Source organism: Streptomyces sp. MMS24-W38 (assembly GCF_059889265.1).
On record NZ_JCBCPP010000001.1, the window covers coordinates 6,867,083 to 6,880,353 of the forward strand.

The window sequence follows — 13,271 nt, forward strand, 5'->3', positions numbered from 1 at the left end:
CGCGGCAGAACGTCGGACGGGCCCGGCGGGATCAGCTCACGGCGGCCGCGTAGTTGCGCAGGAACAGCGCCTCCGTGACCGACAGCCGCTCCAGTTCGTCGGGGGAGACGCTCTCGTTCACCGCGTGGATCTGAGCCTCCGGCTCGCTCAGCCCGATGAGGAGGATCTCCGCCCGCGGGTAGAGCGACGCGAGGGTGCTGCACAGCGGGATGGAGCCGCCCTGACCGGCGTAGCCCATCTCCTGGCCCGGGTACGCGACCGCCATCGCGTCGGCCATGGCCCGGTAGGCCGGGCTGGTGGTGTCGGCGCGGAACGCCTGGCCCTGACCGATCTGCTCGGTGCTCACCCGCGCACCCCACGGCGTGTGCGCCTCCAGGTGGGCCTGGAGCAGCTTGGTCGCCTCGACCGCGTCCACACCCGGCGGCACGCGCAGACTGATCAGCGCGCGGGCGCTCGCCTGCACGGACGGGGTGGCGCCGACGACCGGCGGGCAGTCGATGCCGAGGACGGTGACGGCCGGGCGGGCCCAGATACGGTCGGCGACCGTGCCGGAGCCGATCAGGTCCACGCCGTCGAGCACCTTGGCGTCCTTGCGGAACTGCTCGTCGTCGTACTGCAGTCCGTCCCACGTGCTGTCGCCGGCCAGCCCGTCGACGGTCGTGCTGCCGTCCTCGGCGCGCAGCGAGTCCAGGACACGGACCAGGGCGGCCAGGGCGTCGGGGGCGGCACCGCCGAACTGGCCCGAGTGCAGGTTGCCTTCGAGGGTGTCGACCCGCAGCCGCACGAGCGTCATGCCGCGCAGGGTGGCGGTCACCGTCGGCAGACCGGCGCGGAAGTTGCCGCTGTCACCGATGACGACGGTGTCGGCCGCCAGGAGCTCGGGGTGCTGCTCGGCGTACCGCTCCAGGCCGCCGGTGCCCTGCTCCTCCGACCCCTCGGCGATCACCTTGACGTTGACGGGCACACCACCGTTGACCTTGAGAGCGCGCAGGGCCAGCAGATGCATGAGCACGCCGCCCTTGCAGTCGGCGGCCCCGCGCCCGTACCAGCGGCCGTCCCGCTCGGTCAGTTCGAACGGCGGGGTGTCCCAGCCCGCCTCGTCCAGCGGCGGCTGCACGTCGTAGTGGGCGTACAGGAGCACTGTCTTCGCGCCCTCGGGACCGGGAAGGTAGCCGTACACCGACTGGGTCCCGTCCGGGGTGTCGAGGAGGGCCACGTCCTGGAACCCCTCGGCGGTGAGCGCGTCCGCGATCCAGCGCGCGGCGCCCTCGCTCTCACTGCGCGGGAACTGGTCGAAGTCCGCCACCGACTTGAAGGCCACCAGTTCGGCGAGTTCCTCCTTCGCCCGGGGCATCAGTGAGGTGACGGTCACGGCGACCGGATTCGACGACATGGGCACGCTCCTTGTGGGTGCGACGTTGTACGGATGCGTACTTTCGTGTGCGGGACGATCATTCGGCACGGACGAGGCCCTTGTACGGGGCATCCATGCCGTCCGATCCTCCCACAGCGGCCTCGGGTGATCGTCGCCGTAGTATGCGGGAGACAGATGGGGTACCCCCTGCTCGAGCGAAGCCGAGAGCTTGGGGGAGGCAGGCGGCTGGATCGGGAGCAGTAGACCATCGTGAGCAGCGAGAACTCTTCGGCGGACGACGCGCGGCAGGTATGGGACGTCGTCGTGGTGGGCGCGGGACCCGCGGGGGCCTCGGCCGCCTACGCGGCGGCGGTCGCGGGGCGGCGCGTGCTGCTGCTGGAGAAGGCGGACCTGCCGCGCTACAAGACTTGCGGCGGCGGCATCATCGGCCCCTCGCGCGACTCGCTGCCCCCCGGCTTCGAACTTCCGCTGAAGGACCGCGTGCACGCGGTGACGTTTTCCCACAACGGCCGCTTCACCCGCACCCGCCGGTCGAGGCAGATGCTGTTCGGACTGATCAACCGGCCCGAGTTCGACCATCATCTGGTGGAGCACGCGCAGAAGGCGGGCGCCGAACTGCGGACCGGCGCCGCCGTGCAGCGGGTCGAGCAGCACGGCTCGGCCGTGCCGGACCGCCGCACGGTCGCCCTCGTCCTGCAGGGCGGTGAGACCGTGCTCGCGCGGGCCGTGGTCGGCGCGGACGGCAGCGCCGGCCGGATAGGAGCGCACGTCGGGGTCAAGGTCGACCAGGTCGACCTGGGGCTGGAGGCGGAGATCCCGGTGCCGGAGACCGTCGCCGAGGACTGGAAGGGGCGGGTGCTCATCGACTGGGGTCCGATGCCCGGCAGTTACGGATGGGTCTTCCCCAAGGGGGACACGCTGACCGTCGGTGTGATCTCGCGGCGGGGTGAAGGCGCCGCGACCAAGCGGTACTTGGAGGACTTCATCGGACGGCTCGGCCTCGCCGGCTTCGAACCGAGCATCTCCTCCGGACACTTGACCCGTTGTCGCACCGAGGACTCGCCGCTCTCACGCGGCCGGGTGCTCGTGTGCGGGGACGCCGCCGGACTGCTGGAACCCTGGACCCGTGAGGGCATCTCCTTCGCGCTGCGCTCGGGCCGGCTGGCGGGGGAGTGGGCGGTGCGTATCGCCGAGGCGCACGACGCCGTGGACACGCGCCGGCAGGCGCTGAACTACGCCTTCGCGGTCAAGGCGGGACTCGGGGTCGAGATGAGCGTCGGCAAGCGGATGCTGGCCGCGTTCGAACGGCGCCCCGGGGTGTTCCACGCCGTCCTCACCGGCTTCCGCCCCGCCTGGAGGGCGTTCCGGGACATCACGCGCGGGGCGACGACACTGGGCGAGCTGGTCCGCACTCACCCGATGGCCCACCGCGCCATGACCGCGCTGGACCGGCGTCCCGCGGGCGGCGGGTCCGACTCCGAGGGCGCGTCCGTCAGTTCGTGACCGTGATCCGGAAGACCGGGTGGTCGGGGGCGGACGCGACGATCTCCTCGTCGGAGGACTCGGCGGTGACCCCCTGGAAGTACTGGTTCACCTCCCAGCCCCACTTCTTCAGGTAGGTCCGCAGGATCGGGAGCTTCTCCTCGTCGGGAAGCTCCACCGCGGTGAAGGAGCGGACCTTGCGTCCGACGCGCAGCTCTCCGCCCCCGGCGGCGCGCATGTTGCGTACCCACTGGGAGTGGCCGCGCGCCGAGACCAGATACTGCGCGCCGTCCCAGGTGTGCGGGTTGACCGGGATGCGTTGCATCCGTCCGCTCGTGCGGCCGCGGACGGACAGCTCGGCGGCGCCGGCGAGGCTGACGCCGTGCCGGGCCAGCCGGCCGATGACGCTGTTGAGCCGGACGGCCATGGGACTGCTCTTGCGGTAGTAGGGCGTTGACGACGACATCGGTGACCTCCGGTCGGAATGCCATTGGGAGCGCTGCTCTCTTTTGTGAGCGCCGCTCTCGTTGTGTCCTCAGTCTGCACGGTGTCGACACGGCAAGGCAAGAGCGCTGCTCTCCTTTGTGTGCGCTGCTCTGGGTTCGTGGCACACTGATCCGCATGAGCAGCACAGCACACGGCGCCCGTGCCCGAGCGAGGCTCGAAGTCACCGCGGCCATCAAGGAAGCAGCCCGCAGGCAGCTCGCGGCGGAAGGCGCCGCCAAGCTCTCACTGCGGGCCGTGGCCCGCGAACTCGGCATGGCCTCCTCCGCGATGTACCGGTACTTCCCGAGCCGCGACGACCTGCTGACCGCGCTCATCATCGATGCCTACGACTCCCTCGGCGACGCCGCCGAAGCAGCCCATGGCGCGGTCGCCGGCGCCGCGCCGACCCGGCGCTGGACCGCGCTCTGCGAGGGCGTGCGCGACTGGGCGCTCGGGCACCCGCACGAGTACGCGCTGATCTACGGGTCGCCGGTGCCCGGATACAGCGCGCCGGAGACCACCGTCCCGGCCGCCGCTCGTGTGGGTTTCCTGCTCAGGGACGTCCTGCGGGACGCACAGTGCGACTCCGAACTGGCGAAACCCCCGCTTCCGGCCGGGCTGCGGCCGGAGGCCGAGCGGATGGCCGCCGACCTCGCGCCGGACCTCCCGCCGGAGGTGGTGGCGGCGATGGTGGCGGCCTGGGCCGAGCTGTACGGACTGATCGGGTTCGAACTGTTCGGGCAGTTCCACCGGGTCGTGGAGGACCGCGCGACGTTCTTCCGGCACGCGGTGGGCCGACTCGCCCACTCCGTGGGCCTGCCGGCACTGACGTAGCGGCGTCCCCTGGCACCCTTGACGGCGTACTTCGCCGGGAGCACACGTGATCACGACGCCGGGGTGATGCCGTTCGCCGCACCCGGCGTCCAGCGTGACGGGCATGGACGAGCAGCACGGGCGCCGAGGCGGGCCGCCGGGGACGTGGCGACCGGCCCGCCCGGCCGGGGCCGCTGGGCCGGCGAGGGCGTCGAGCGCCGCCGTTCCCGGTGGCCCTGGCACGGCGCTCCACCGCGCTTCTCACGGCCTTCGTGCCGATCGGCTCCCACTTCGCCGAACACGCCCGGGCGGGCGAGCGGACGGCGCTGGACCCCCTCGCGCGACTGCTGCTGTTCGTGTCCGGATACGGCACTCCGGATCACGGCACGCGCGCGTGCGCGTCGAACAGGACGCGGGGCGGCTGCGGCCGCGTATCGACGACGGACCCGCCACCGGAGCCCTGTCCGAACTCACCGAACGGGAGCGGGAGGTGATGGCCCTGGTCGGCATCGGCCTGTCCAACGAGGAGATCGCCCGCCGCCTGGTCGTCAGCCCGCTCACCGCCAAGACCCACGTCGGCCGGGCCATGGTCGAACTGGGTGCCCGCGACCGGGCACAACTGGCCTTCCTGGCCTACGAGTCGGGCCCGGCACGGCCGGGCTGGCCGGGCTGAGAAACCATCCGGAACCGCAGCAGCACACTGGCCACACGCACGAGGAAGAGAACCGGAGCGAGCACCAGCCCGGCATGGAGCAGGAGGCCTTCGACGGTGCCCGGGAGGCTGAAGAGGAGCGCGGAACCTGCCACCGCCCCGAAGAGGACCGCCGCGGCGAACGCCGCGCTGCACAGGGCGTAGCCGATCTCGATGGTGCTCGCGTCCCGCTCGGCCTGAGTCCGCCGCACCGGTGTCCCCCGAACAAGTCCCTGCTCGGTTTTCCCGAAGTCAAGCAGCCCGGCGCCGTGAGCACCCGCTGGTACGCCGTCAGGGTGAAGCCGTAACCCGTGTGAACGCCTCGAATGGTGGGAGCGGCTCTTATGACTGACGGTTAATCACGTCGGGGCCCGGTCAACCGTGCTGGCCAGGTGTCAGCAGCCGGGTGCGCCGACGGAAGGACAGTCAGATGCGCTCTGCCCGCATGCTGCTCGCCACCGCGACGGCCACCGCGGCCCTCGTGGTCGGGGCGCCCGCAGCCTTTGCCGCCCATATGGGCGACTCGGACCACGACAAGTCTTCCTACAGCAAGGAGCACGAGGAGGACAGCCGCCACGAGGAGGACAGCAGGCACGACAAGCCGCATGGCGGAATGCACGCCGGCGGCGGCGCTCTCACCGCTGTGGCCGGGGACGACGGCGATTACGGCGAGTACAAGGACGAGGACGAGGACGAGTACAAGGACGAGAGGTGCGAGGAGCGCGAGGAGGAGAGGTGCGACGAGCGTAAGGACGAGAGGGGCGACGAGCACAAGGGCGAGAAGGGCGAGAAGGGCGAGGGCGGCCACAAGGAGAAGCCGCGCGGCGGAGTGCACACCGGCGGCGGCGCTCTCACCGCTGTGGCCGGGGACGACGGCGATTACGGCGAGGACGAGGACGAGGACGAGAGGTGCGAGGAGAGGTGCGACGAGCGTAAGGACGAGAGGGGCGAGAAGGGCGAGGGCGGCCACAAGGAGAAGCCGCGCGGCGGAGTGCACACCGGTGGTGGGGCTCTCGCGGCCGTGAACGAGGGTGACTGGAGCGGCAAGCACGACGACGGCGAGCACAAGGGCAAGAAGGACGAGGGCGGCAAGAAGGACGAGGGCGGCTACAAGGACGAGGGTGGTTACAAGGACGAGGGTGGTTACAAGGACGAGGGTGGTTACAAGGACGAGGGCGGCTACAACGACGAGGGCGGCTACAACGAGAAGCCGCACGGCGGAGTGCACGCCGGCGGTGGCGGCCTCGCGGACCCGGCTGTCTCCGGCGGCGGCCTGGCTGCCCTGGTGGTCCTCGGCGCCGGTGCCTACGCGCTGAAGCGCAAGAAGGCTTTCGGAAGCGTGGCCTGAGCCATGCCTGACGTCATAGGAGCCGGGGCCGCCGTACGCGCGTCGCGCGTACGGCGGCCCCGGCTCGTCCTTTTCGTATGCCGTGTTCGCTGCCGTGTCCGAATGAGGTGGTCCCCCGATGGCAGCCCGCCCCCTTTCCCCCGACCACAACGATCCGACTCCGGCGAGGCGGAGACTGCGCGCCCTCATGACGGCGATCTTCTGGGGTACGGCGGCCCTGGTGCTTGCGGTGAGCCTGCTCGGCGGCGGGGAGGAGCCCTCCGCCGACGCCCGCGGCCCGCACTCTCCCCCCGCGGCCTCCGCCATGATGTCCCCGTCGGCGTCCCCTTCGGCCTCCGGTCCCGCCACGACCGCGCCGACGAGCAGGAAACTGCCGCGGTCCGCCCCGACCCGGATCCGCATCCCTGACATCGACGTCGACGCACCCTTCACCGATCTCGCCGTCGGAGCCTCGGGCCAGCTCGACGCACCGCCGCCGGACGACATCAACCTGGTCGGCTGGTTCGCCGACGGGGCGTCCCCGGGCGAGCACGGAACGTCGATCATCGCCGGACACGTGGACACGAAGACCTCGCCGGCCGTGTTCGCACGGCTCTCCGAACTCGAGAAGGGCGACCGGTTCACGGTGGAGCGGGCCGACGGGCGGAACGCGACGTTCGTGATCGACCACGCGGAGTCGTTCGCCAAGAACGACTTCCCCAACGAGCGGGTCTACGCCGACACGGACGACGCCCAGGTCCGGCTCATCACCTGCTCCGGAGCCTACGACCGCGCGGCCAAGGACTACACCGAGAACCTGGTGGTCTTCGCCCACCTGGTCTGATCCGGACGGACCGCCCGCCACGGACGGACGGCGGCATGGGTTCGCTGCCCGGAAGGGGGAGAAAGGCACCCTTCCGGGCAGCGCGTTCGTCAGGCCACTGAGCAGACGGACCCGTTGAGGGTGAACGCCGAGGGACTCGGATTGCGGTCCGTCGTGGTGGCCGTGAAGCCGAGGGTGACGGAGCCGGCCGCGGGGATCGCCGCGGTGTAGGGGGCCGAGGCGACACTGACCTCGGAACCGGTCTGGGCCGGGGTGCCGCCCCACATGTTGGTGATGCGCTGGGCACCCGGGAAGACCCAGCTCAGCGTCCAGCCGTCGACCGCTGAGCCGCCGGTGTTGCGGACCGTGACCTCGCCCTGGAAGCCGCCGGGCCATTCGTTCGTCACCCGGTACCTGACCTCGCAGGAGCCCTGGCTCCCGCCGGAGGACGTGGTGACCGTCACCGTGGCGGAACGCTGTGAGCGGTTGCCGGCCGCGTCGCGGGCGTACACAGCGAAGGTGTAGGAGGTCGCGGGGGAGAGGCCGGTGAGAGTCGCGGAGGTGCCGGTGGTAGTGGTGACGACCGTCTCGTCACCGTTGTCGATCCGAACGACGTCGTAGCCCGTTACTCCGTTCGTGTCGGTGGCCGCCGTCCAGGAGAGGGTGGCGGACGACGAGGTCACCGAGGAGACGGCCGGCGTGCCGGGGGTGGTCGGAGCCGTGGTGTCACGGCCCGGGCCGGAGGAGTAGATAGCGGCCTCCTCGGAGGTGGCCGCTATTCCGTTGGCGCCGTCGAAGAGGCGCTCACCCCAGCTGGTCAGCCGGTTCGGGTCGAAGTTCACGACCATGTCCAGGTACTCGACCCCGCCGCCGTTGCCACTCCAGGACCAGCCGAGGTAGCCGAGCCCGAGCTGCCGGGTGACGGCCAGAACGGTGTCCTCGTCGGGGTCGCCGTCGGAGTGGTTGTGCCCGAACTCGCCCACGACGAGGGGCAACCCCGCGGCGACGAAACGGCCCAGGTAGTCGCTGATCTCGGCCGCGGTGTCGAAGACGCCGTACATGTGGATGGAGAACACCGTGTTGGCGTCCGGGTCGGCGGCGAACACCGAGGCGGCGTTGTCACGCATGGTGAACGCCCAGTCCTGGCCCCAGTTGGGGGCGTCGACCATCAGCGTGTGGTCGAACCCGGCGTCGCGCAGCTTCCGGATCGCGGCCTTGGTGTCGGCCGTCCAGTTCGTGTAGCCGGTGTTGCCGTGGGGCTCGTTGCCGATGTTGACGATGACATGGTCCTCCTGACCGGTCAGCGCGCTCTGCACGCCGATCCAGTAGTCGGCGGCGCGGGAGAGCGTCACCGCTCCGCTCTGCTCGCCGTAACCCGTGGTGTCGTGCACCTCGAGGACGCAGATCAGCCGGTTCTGCTTGCACCGCGCGACGACGTCGGCCACGTCGGCGGTGTCGTTGGCGGCCCATCGGTCGCCGCTGGAGAGAACCACGCGCACGGTGTTGGCGCCCTTGGCCTTGATGTGTGCGAGAGAGCTGATCCGGTCCGTGTACCAGGTGTGGGCGTGGTTGACGCCGCGCATCACGAAGTCGTTCCCGGAGGCCTCCAACAGCCGGCCGTTCTCGACGCGGAAGCCGGTGGGGGCAGCGTGGGCCGGGGTGCCGAAGGCGAGCAGCGGGAGGAGGAGCCCCAGGAGAGCGGCGATCAGACCGGCCACGCGGGGGGCGGTGGATGCGGGGAAGAGCATGCGGGAAGCGCGGGTTCTCATGGCGGCTCCAGAGGTGCGGTTCGGGGGTCGGTTCGGTCCTGGTGCGTGCCGTGCGTCATGGGGCGTGCCCGGTGTGCGCCATGGCGCAGGAGGCTGCCGCGGCCGTGCAGCCGACGGTCGCCGCCGGGGCGCCGGACGTTGCCGGGGCGTGGGCGAGGAAGCCGAAGGCGGCGCTCGCGCCGGGAGCCAGGGCGCCGTTCCAGATCGTGTTGGTGACGGTCACCGTGCCGTCGGCGGCGGCGCCGAGCGTGCCGTTCCACACCTGGGTCAGTCGAGCGCCGTCGGCCGGTGCGACCGTCGAGGTCCAGCCGGAGAGGGGGACGGCGGAGGTGTTGCGTACCGTCACTTCGGCCTGGTAACCGCCCTGCCAGGACGAGACGGCCCGGAACGACGCGACACAGGCCGGTTCGCCGTCGCCGGGGCCACCGGGGTCGCCCGGGACACCCCGGTCGAGGAGTTCGGACAGGGCCGGGTACCAGCGGGCGGCGATCTTCTGGTTGCCGGAGTCGTTCGGGTGCACGCCGTCGTAGGTGTCGGCGGCGGTGTCGAAGCCCGTCCACTGGTCGACCACGGTCACCGGGGAGCGGCTGGTGCTCGTCGCCTCGGCCCACCCGGGGATCAGGGCGTTGAGGTCGACGACGCGCTGGGCGCAGCCGGCGCAGCTCGCGGGGTTCATCGGGATGATCCGGGCCACCAGGAGCCGTGTGTCGGGATCGGCCGCGCGCATCTGCGCCACCAGCTTGGTGTAGGCGGCGAGGATGCGGCCGGGGGAGACGCTGCTCCAGACGTCGTTCGTGCCGAAATGCATGACAACGATGTCCGGCCGGGTCGCCGCCAGTCGTCCGGGCAGCAGATCCTGGTCCGCGACGTTGGTCACCAGTTCGCCTCCGTGGCCCTCGTTGTCGCCGTCGTACGCCAGGCCGCAGCCCTGGCCGGGCAGCGTGCCGACGAAGTCGATGTCCGTGTGGCCGGAGTTCCGCAACTGGTTCCACAGCGTGGCCCGCCAGCAGCCGGGTGAGCCGGTGATCGAGTCACCCAGCGGCATGATGCGGACGGGGCCCGCGTTCGGCGTGGCCGCCGCGTGTGGCGCTAGAGGGCCGAGGGCGAGGCCGAACGGGAGGAGCAGGGCGGTCAGTACGAGCAGCGCCCGTAGCGGTAAGCGGTCGGTGACGCGCATGGTGTTCCCTTCCCCGGACGATGTGGGAGCGCTCCCATCGAGACATCAAGCCACCCTTGTCAGTGACGCGTCAAGAGGGGTGGCGGAGGGAAGCGCGCGCGGCGGTGCCGCGATGTCGGAACGCGCCTTGGGTGTGGTGCACCTGTGCACCACACCCAAGGCGCGGAGAACTCCACGCGCGGATCAGGACTCGACGCGCCTGCGGAGCACCACCTTCCGCAGCAGCGGCCAGGCCAGCAGCAGCGCGATGACCGCGTACACGATCACCGAGAAGGGCGTGTTGACCAGACCCGCGACGCTGCCGTCACTGATCTGCAGCGCGCGGCGGAGCTGCTGCTCGGCGGCCGGGCCGAGGATGACGGCGATGATGGCGGGCAGCACCGGCAGGCCGTACCGCCGCATCCCGAAGCCGATCAGACCGATGATCAGCAGAATCACCAGGTCGATCACCTCGCCGCCGACCGCGTACGCGCCGACCGTCGCGAAGAACAGGATTCCGGCGTACAGGTACGGCCGCGGGATGCGCAGCAGCTTCGCCCACACCGGTGCCAGCGGGAGGTTGAGGGCGAGCAGCAGCACCATGCCGACGAACAGGGAGGCGATCAAGCCCCACACCAGCTCGGGCTCACGCTCGAAGAGCAGCGGGCCCGGCTGGATGCCGTACTGCTGGAAGGCGGCCAGCATCACCGCCGCGACGGCCGTGGTCGGCAGGCCGAGCGTCAGCATGGACACCAGCGTGCCCGCCGCCGAGGCCGATGCCGCCGACTCCGGTCCCGCCACGCCCTCGATGGCACCCTTGCCCCACTCGTCCTGGTGCTTGGACAGCCGTTTCTCCGTGACGTACGACAGGAACGTCGGGATCTCCGCGCCGCCCGCCGGGATCGCCCCGAAGGGGAAGCCGATGAACGGGCCGCGTGCCCAGGACTTCCACGTGCGCCGCACGTCGCCGCGGCCCAGCCACGGCCGGCCCACCGGAATCGGCTCGGGCGGCCTGCGCCGCAGATGCGCGGCGACCCACAGCGCCTCGCCGATGGCGAACAGGCCCACCGCGACGATCACCACATCGACGCCGTCGGCCAGTTGGAGGGAACCGAAGGTCAGCCGCTGCTGGCCGGTCATCTGGTCCAGGCCCACCAGGCCGATCGTCAGGCCGATCAGCAGCGAGGCCAGACCCCGGATCCGCGACGAACCCAGCACCGACGTCACGGCGATGAAGGCCAGCACCATGATGGCGAAGTAGTCCGGCGCGCCGATGTCCACGGCGAGTTCGGCGACCGCCGGCGCCAACGCGACCAGCAGGATCGTGCCGACCATGCCACCCGTGAAGTGACCGATCGCGGCGGCGGCCAGTGCCTGCGCACCACGACCCGACTTGGCCATGGGGTTGCCCTCCATGGCCGCGACCACGGCGGCGCTCTCCCCCGGTGTGTTCAGCAGGATCGAGGTCGTCGAACCGCCGAACATCGCGCCGTAGTAGATCCCCGCGAACATGATGAACGCGGCGATCGGGTCGAGCCCGTACGTCACCGGCAGCAGCAGCGCCACCGCCATCGCCGGGCCGATACCGGGCAGTACGCCGATCGCGGTGCCCAACAGCACGCCGATCGCGGCCCACAGCAGATTGATCGGGGTCAGGGCCGTACCGAAGCCGTCCAGAAGGGAGTTGAGGGCGTTCACGTCACAGCACTCCCATCAGCGGACCACCGGGCAGCGGTACTCCGAGCAGGTTGTTGAACACGGTGTAGGCGACGAGGGAGACGACTGCCGCGATCAGCGGATCGCGGTCGAACCTGCGGCTGCCGAGGGCGAAGGCCGCGCCCCAGAAGAGCAGTGCGCCCGCGACCGGGAAGCCGAGCGGTTCGATGAGGACGGCCGAGCCGAGGAACACCCCGGCGAGCAGCAGCACCGTGCGCCAGTCGGCGGGTTCGGACAGGTCGACGTCCTCGCCGGTCTCGGCCTGCCCCCGACCGCCGCGCAGTACGTCGACCGCGAGCAGGGCCGCGACGAGCAGCAGTCCGACGCCGACCACGACCGGTACCGTCCTCGGTCCGACGGGGCCGCGCTGGGTGATGTCGACGTCCATGGTGAGGGCGTCGGTGAGGACGAGGACGCCGAGCGCCAGCAGCATGGCACAGACGCCGAGTTCCGAGTGGTCGCGCAGCCAGGAGCGCCGCTCGGCGGCGGGCTCGGGGGTCAGGCCGGTGGTCGGTGTGGTCACAGTCCGAGCTCCTTCAGGACGGACACCACGCGCTTGTCCTCGGCCTCCAGGAAGTCACCGAACTTCTCTCCCGTCAGGAAGGCGTCGTCCCAGCCGTTCTGCTTCATGGATTTGTGCCATTCGTCCGAATCGTGCAACTCCTCGACCAGTGCCACGAGTTTGTCGCGTTCGGCGTCGGTCAGTCCGGGCGGGGCGACGAGGCCGCGCCAGTTGGTGAAGTTCACGTCGTAGCCCGCCTCCCGCAGTGTGGGCGCGTCGAGCCCGGGGACCCGCTCCGGTCCGGTGACCGCGAGTAGGCGCAGCTCACCCGCCTCGATCTGGTCGAGGTACTCACCGACGCCGGACACGCCGAACCCGACCTTGTTGCCGAGGATCGAGGCGAGCAGCTCGCCGCCGCCGTCGAAGGGGATGTAGTTGACCTGCTTCGGGGCGATCCCGGCGGCCCGCGCCATCAGCATCGGCGCGAGGTGGTCGGGTCCGCCGGGGGAGGAACCGCCGCCCACCGGGAGCTTGCCGGGGTTGTCCCTCCAGGCGCCGATCAGGTCGTCGATCGTCTTGTACGGGGAGTCCTTGGCGACCACGACGACGTCCTGCTCCTCGGTGAGCCGGGCGATCGGGGTGGTGTCGCCGAGGGTCTTCGGCGCGTCGTTGGACCGGACGGCGCCGACGACACCGAGGCCCATCGACATGGCGAGCTTGCCGTTGCCGTGTTCGCTCACCAGTCTGCTGAGGCCGACGGTGCCGCCGGCGCCGGGCAGGTTGAACACCTCGATGTTGTGGGTGAGCCCGGCGTCCTCGGCGTTCTTCGCGGCCGTACGGGCCGTGATGTCGTAGCCGCCGCCGGGCGTGTTGGGAACCATGAAGCGCAGGCCCGGGATCTGTGTGCCGGTCTCGGTGCCGCTGCCGGTCGTGAGCAGCGGCGGACCCACGAGTACCAGCACGGCGGCCCCGAGCAGGGCGAGGGGAGTGCGCAGGCGCACGAATGCCACCACCTGTCGGTCGGTCGTCTGGGGTCACGCGAAGCCCTGTGGGGGAGGGCGGCGTGCGCCACATGGTGCACGTGTGCCGGCGGGCTGTCCCGCTTGCGGAACCAACGGAGGTTTTGGTCAT

The 13,271-nt window shown here is 71.0% G+C and carries 12 protein-coding genes and 1 pseudogene; 5 read left to right on the forward strand and 8 right to left on the reverse strand.

Features of this window, described 5'->3' with window-relative positions; all coding sequences use genetic code 11:
- Positions 1-31 precede the first annotated feature (31 nt).
- On the reverse strand, positions 32-1,393 hold the full coding sequence (locus AC6F7H_RS30255; RefSeq protein ID WP_500760666.1) for a dipeptidase: 1,362 nt from the start codon (positions 1,391-1,393) through the stop codon (positions 32-34).
- A gap of 231 nt (positions 1,394-1,624) precedes the next feature.
- Between AC6F7H_RS30255 and AC6F7H_RS30260 the strand changes: the two genes are divergently transcribed.
- The gene (locus AC6F7H_RS30260) at positions 1,625-2,878 is read left to right on the forward strand and encodes a geranylgeranyl reductase family protein (RefSeq protein WP_500760668.1); all 1,254 of its coding nucleotides are present in this window, start codon (positions 1,625-1,627) and stop codon (positions 2,876-2,878) included.
- Here the strand turns inward: AC6F7H_RS30260 and AC6F7H_RS30265 are convergent.
- On the reverse strand, positions 2,868-3,323 hold the full coding sequence (locus AC6F7H_RS30265; protein WP_500760670.1) for a nitroreductase/quinone reductase family protein: 456 nt from the start codon (positions 3,321-3,323) through the stop codon (positions 2,868-2,870). The two genes, AC6F7H_RS30260 and AC6F7H_RS30265, sit on opposite strands and share 11 nt — an antisense overlap.
- Before the next feature lie 155 nt (positions 3,324-3,478).
- Here AC6F7H_RS30265 and AC6F7H_RS30270 point away from each other — a divergent pair, with 155 nt between their 5' ends.
- Together AC6F7H_RS30270 and AC6F7H_RS30275 are read left to right on the forward strand one after the other, a co-directional pair.
- Positions 3,479-4,177, forward strand: a complete 699-nt coding sequence (locus AC6F7H_RS30270; protein WP_500760673.1) for a TetR/AcrR family transcriptional regulator — start codon at positions 3,479-3,481, stop codon at positions 4,175-4,177.
- Positions 4,178-4,613: 436 nt separating this feature from the next.
- Positions 4,614-4,829, forward strand: a pseudogene (locus AC6F7H_RS30275) (response regulator transcription factor); the annotation flags it as partial.
- Here the strand turns inward: AC6F7H_RS30275 and AC6F7H_RS30280 are convergent.
- The gene (locus AC6F7H_RS30280) at positions 4,790-5,059 is read right to left on the reverse strand and encodes a DUF6332 family protein (RefSeq protein WP_500760676.1); all 270 of its coding nucleotides are present in this window, start codon (positions 5,057-5,059) and stop codon (positions 4,790-4,792) included. The pseudogene AC6F7H_RS30275 and the gene AC6F7H_RS30280 sit on opposite strands and share 40 nt — an antisense overlap.
- 218 nt (positions 5,060-5,277) lie before the next feature.
- Here AC6F7H_RS30280 and AC6F7H_RS30285 point away from each other — a divergent pair, with 218 nt between their 5' ends.
- Positions 5,278-6,195 (forward strand): hypothetical protein, encoded by a 918-nt coding sequence (locus AC6F7H_RS30285; RefSeq protein WP_500760678.1) that lies wholly within the window; start codon positions 5,278-5,280, stop codon positions 6,193-6,195.
- Between the two features lie 118 nt (positions 6,196-6,313).
- Entirely contained in the window at positions 6,314-7,018 is a 705-nt protein-coding gene (locus AC6F7H_RS30290) for a class F sortase (RefSeq protein ID WP_500760680.1), read from the forward strand.
- A gap of 89 nt (positions 7,019-7,107) precedes the next feature.
- Here the strand turns inward: AC6F7H_RS30290 and AC6F7H_RS30295 are convergent, their stop codons facing one another.
- The 5 genes from AC6F7H_RS30295 to AC6F7H_RS30315 form a co-directional block, all read right to left on the reverse strand.
- Positions 7,108-8,766 carry a cellulase family glycosylhydrolase gene (locus AC6F7H_RS30295; protein WP_500760683.1) on the reverse strand — a complete coding sequence of 553 codons (1,659 nt, stop codon included), beginning with the start codon at positions 8,764-8,766 and terminating at the stop codon, positions 7,108-7,110.
- 55 nt (positions 8,767-8,821) lie between these two features.
- Positions 8,822-9,943, reverse strand: coding sequence for a GDSL-type esterase/lipase family protein (locus tag AC6F7H_RS30300; RefSeq protein ID WP_500760685.1), 1,122 nt, complete (start codon positions 9,941-9,943; stop codon positions 8,822-8,824).
- A 183-nt stretch (positions 9,944-10,126) separates the two neighbouring features.
- The gene (locus AC6F7H_RS30305; protein WP_500760687.1) at positions 10,127-11,620 is read right to left on the reverse strand and encodes a tripartite tricarboxylate transporter permease; all 1,494 of its coding nucleotides are present in this window, start codon (positions 11,618-11,620) and stop codon (positions 10,127-10,129) included.
- A gap of 1 nt (position 11,621) precedes the next feature.
- Positions 11,622-12,161 carry a tripartite tricarboxylate transporter TctB family protein gene (locus AC6F7H_RS30310; protein WP_500760688.1) on the reverse strand — a complete coding sequence of 180 codons (540 nt, stop codon included), beginning with the start codon at positions 12,159-12,161 and terminating at the stop codon, positions 11,622-11,624.
- Complete coding sequence (locus tag AC6F7H_RS30315) at positions 12,158-13,141, reverse strand: Bug family tripartite tricarboxylate transporter substrate binding protein (protein WP_500762142.1); 984 nt, start codon at positions 13,139-13,141, stop codon at positions 12,158-12,160. Before AC6F7H_RS30315 ends, AC6F7H_RS30310 begins: the two co-directional genes overlap by 4 nt.
- Between the last annotated feature and the right edge of the window lie 130 nt (positions 13,142-13,271).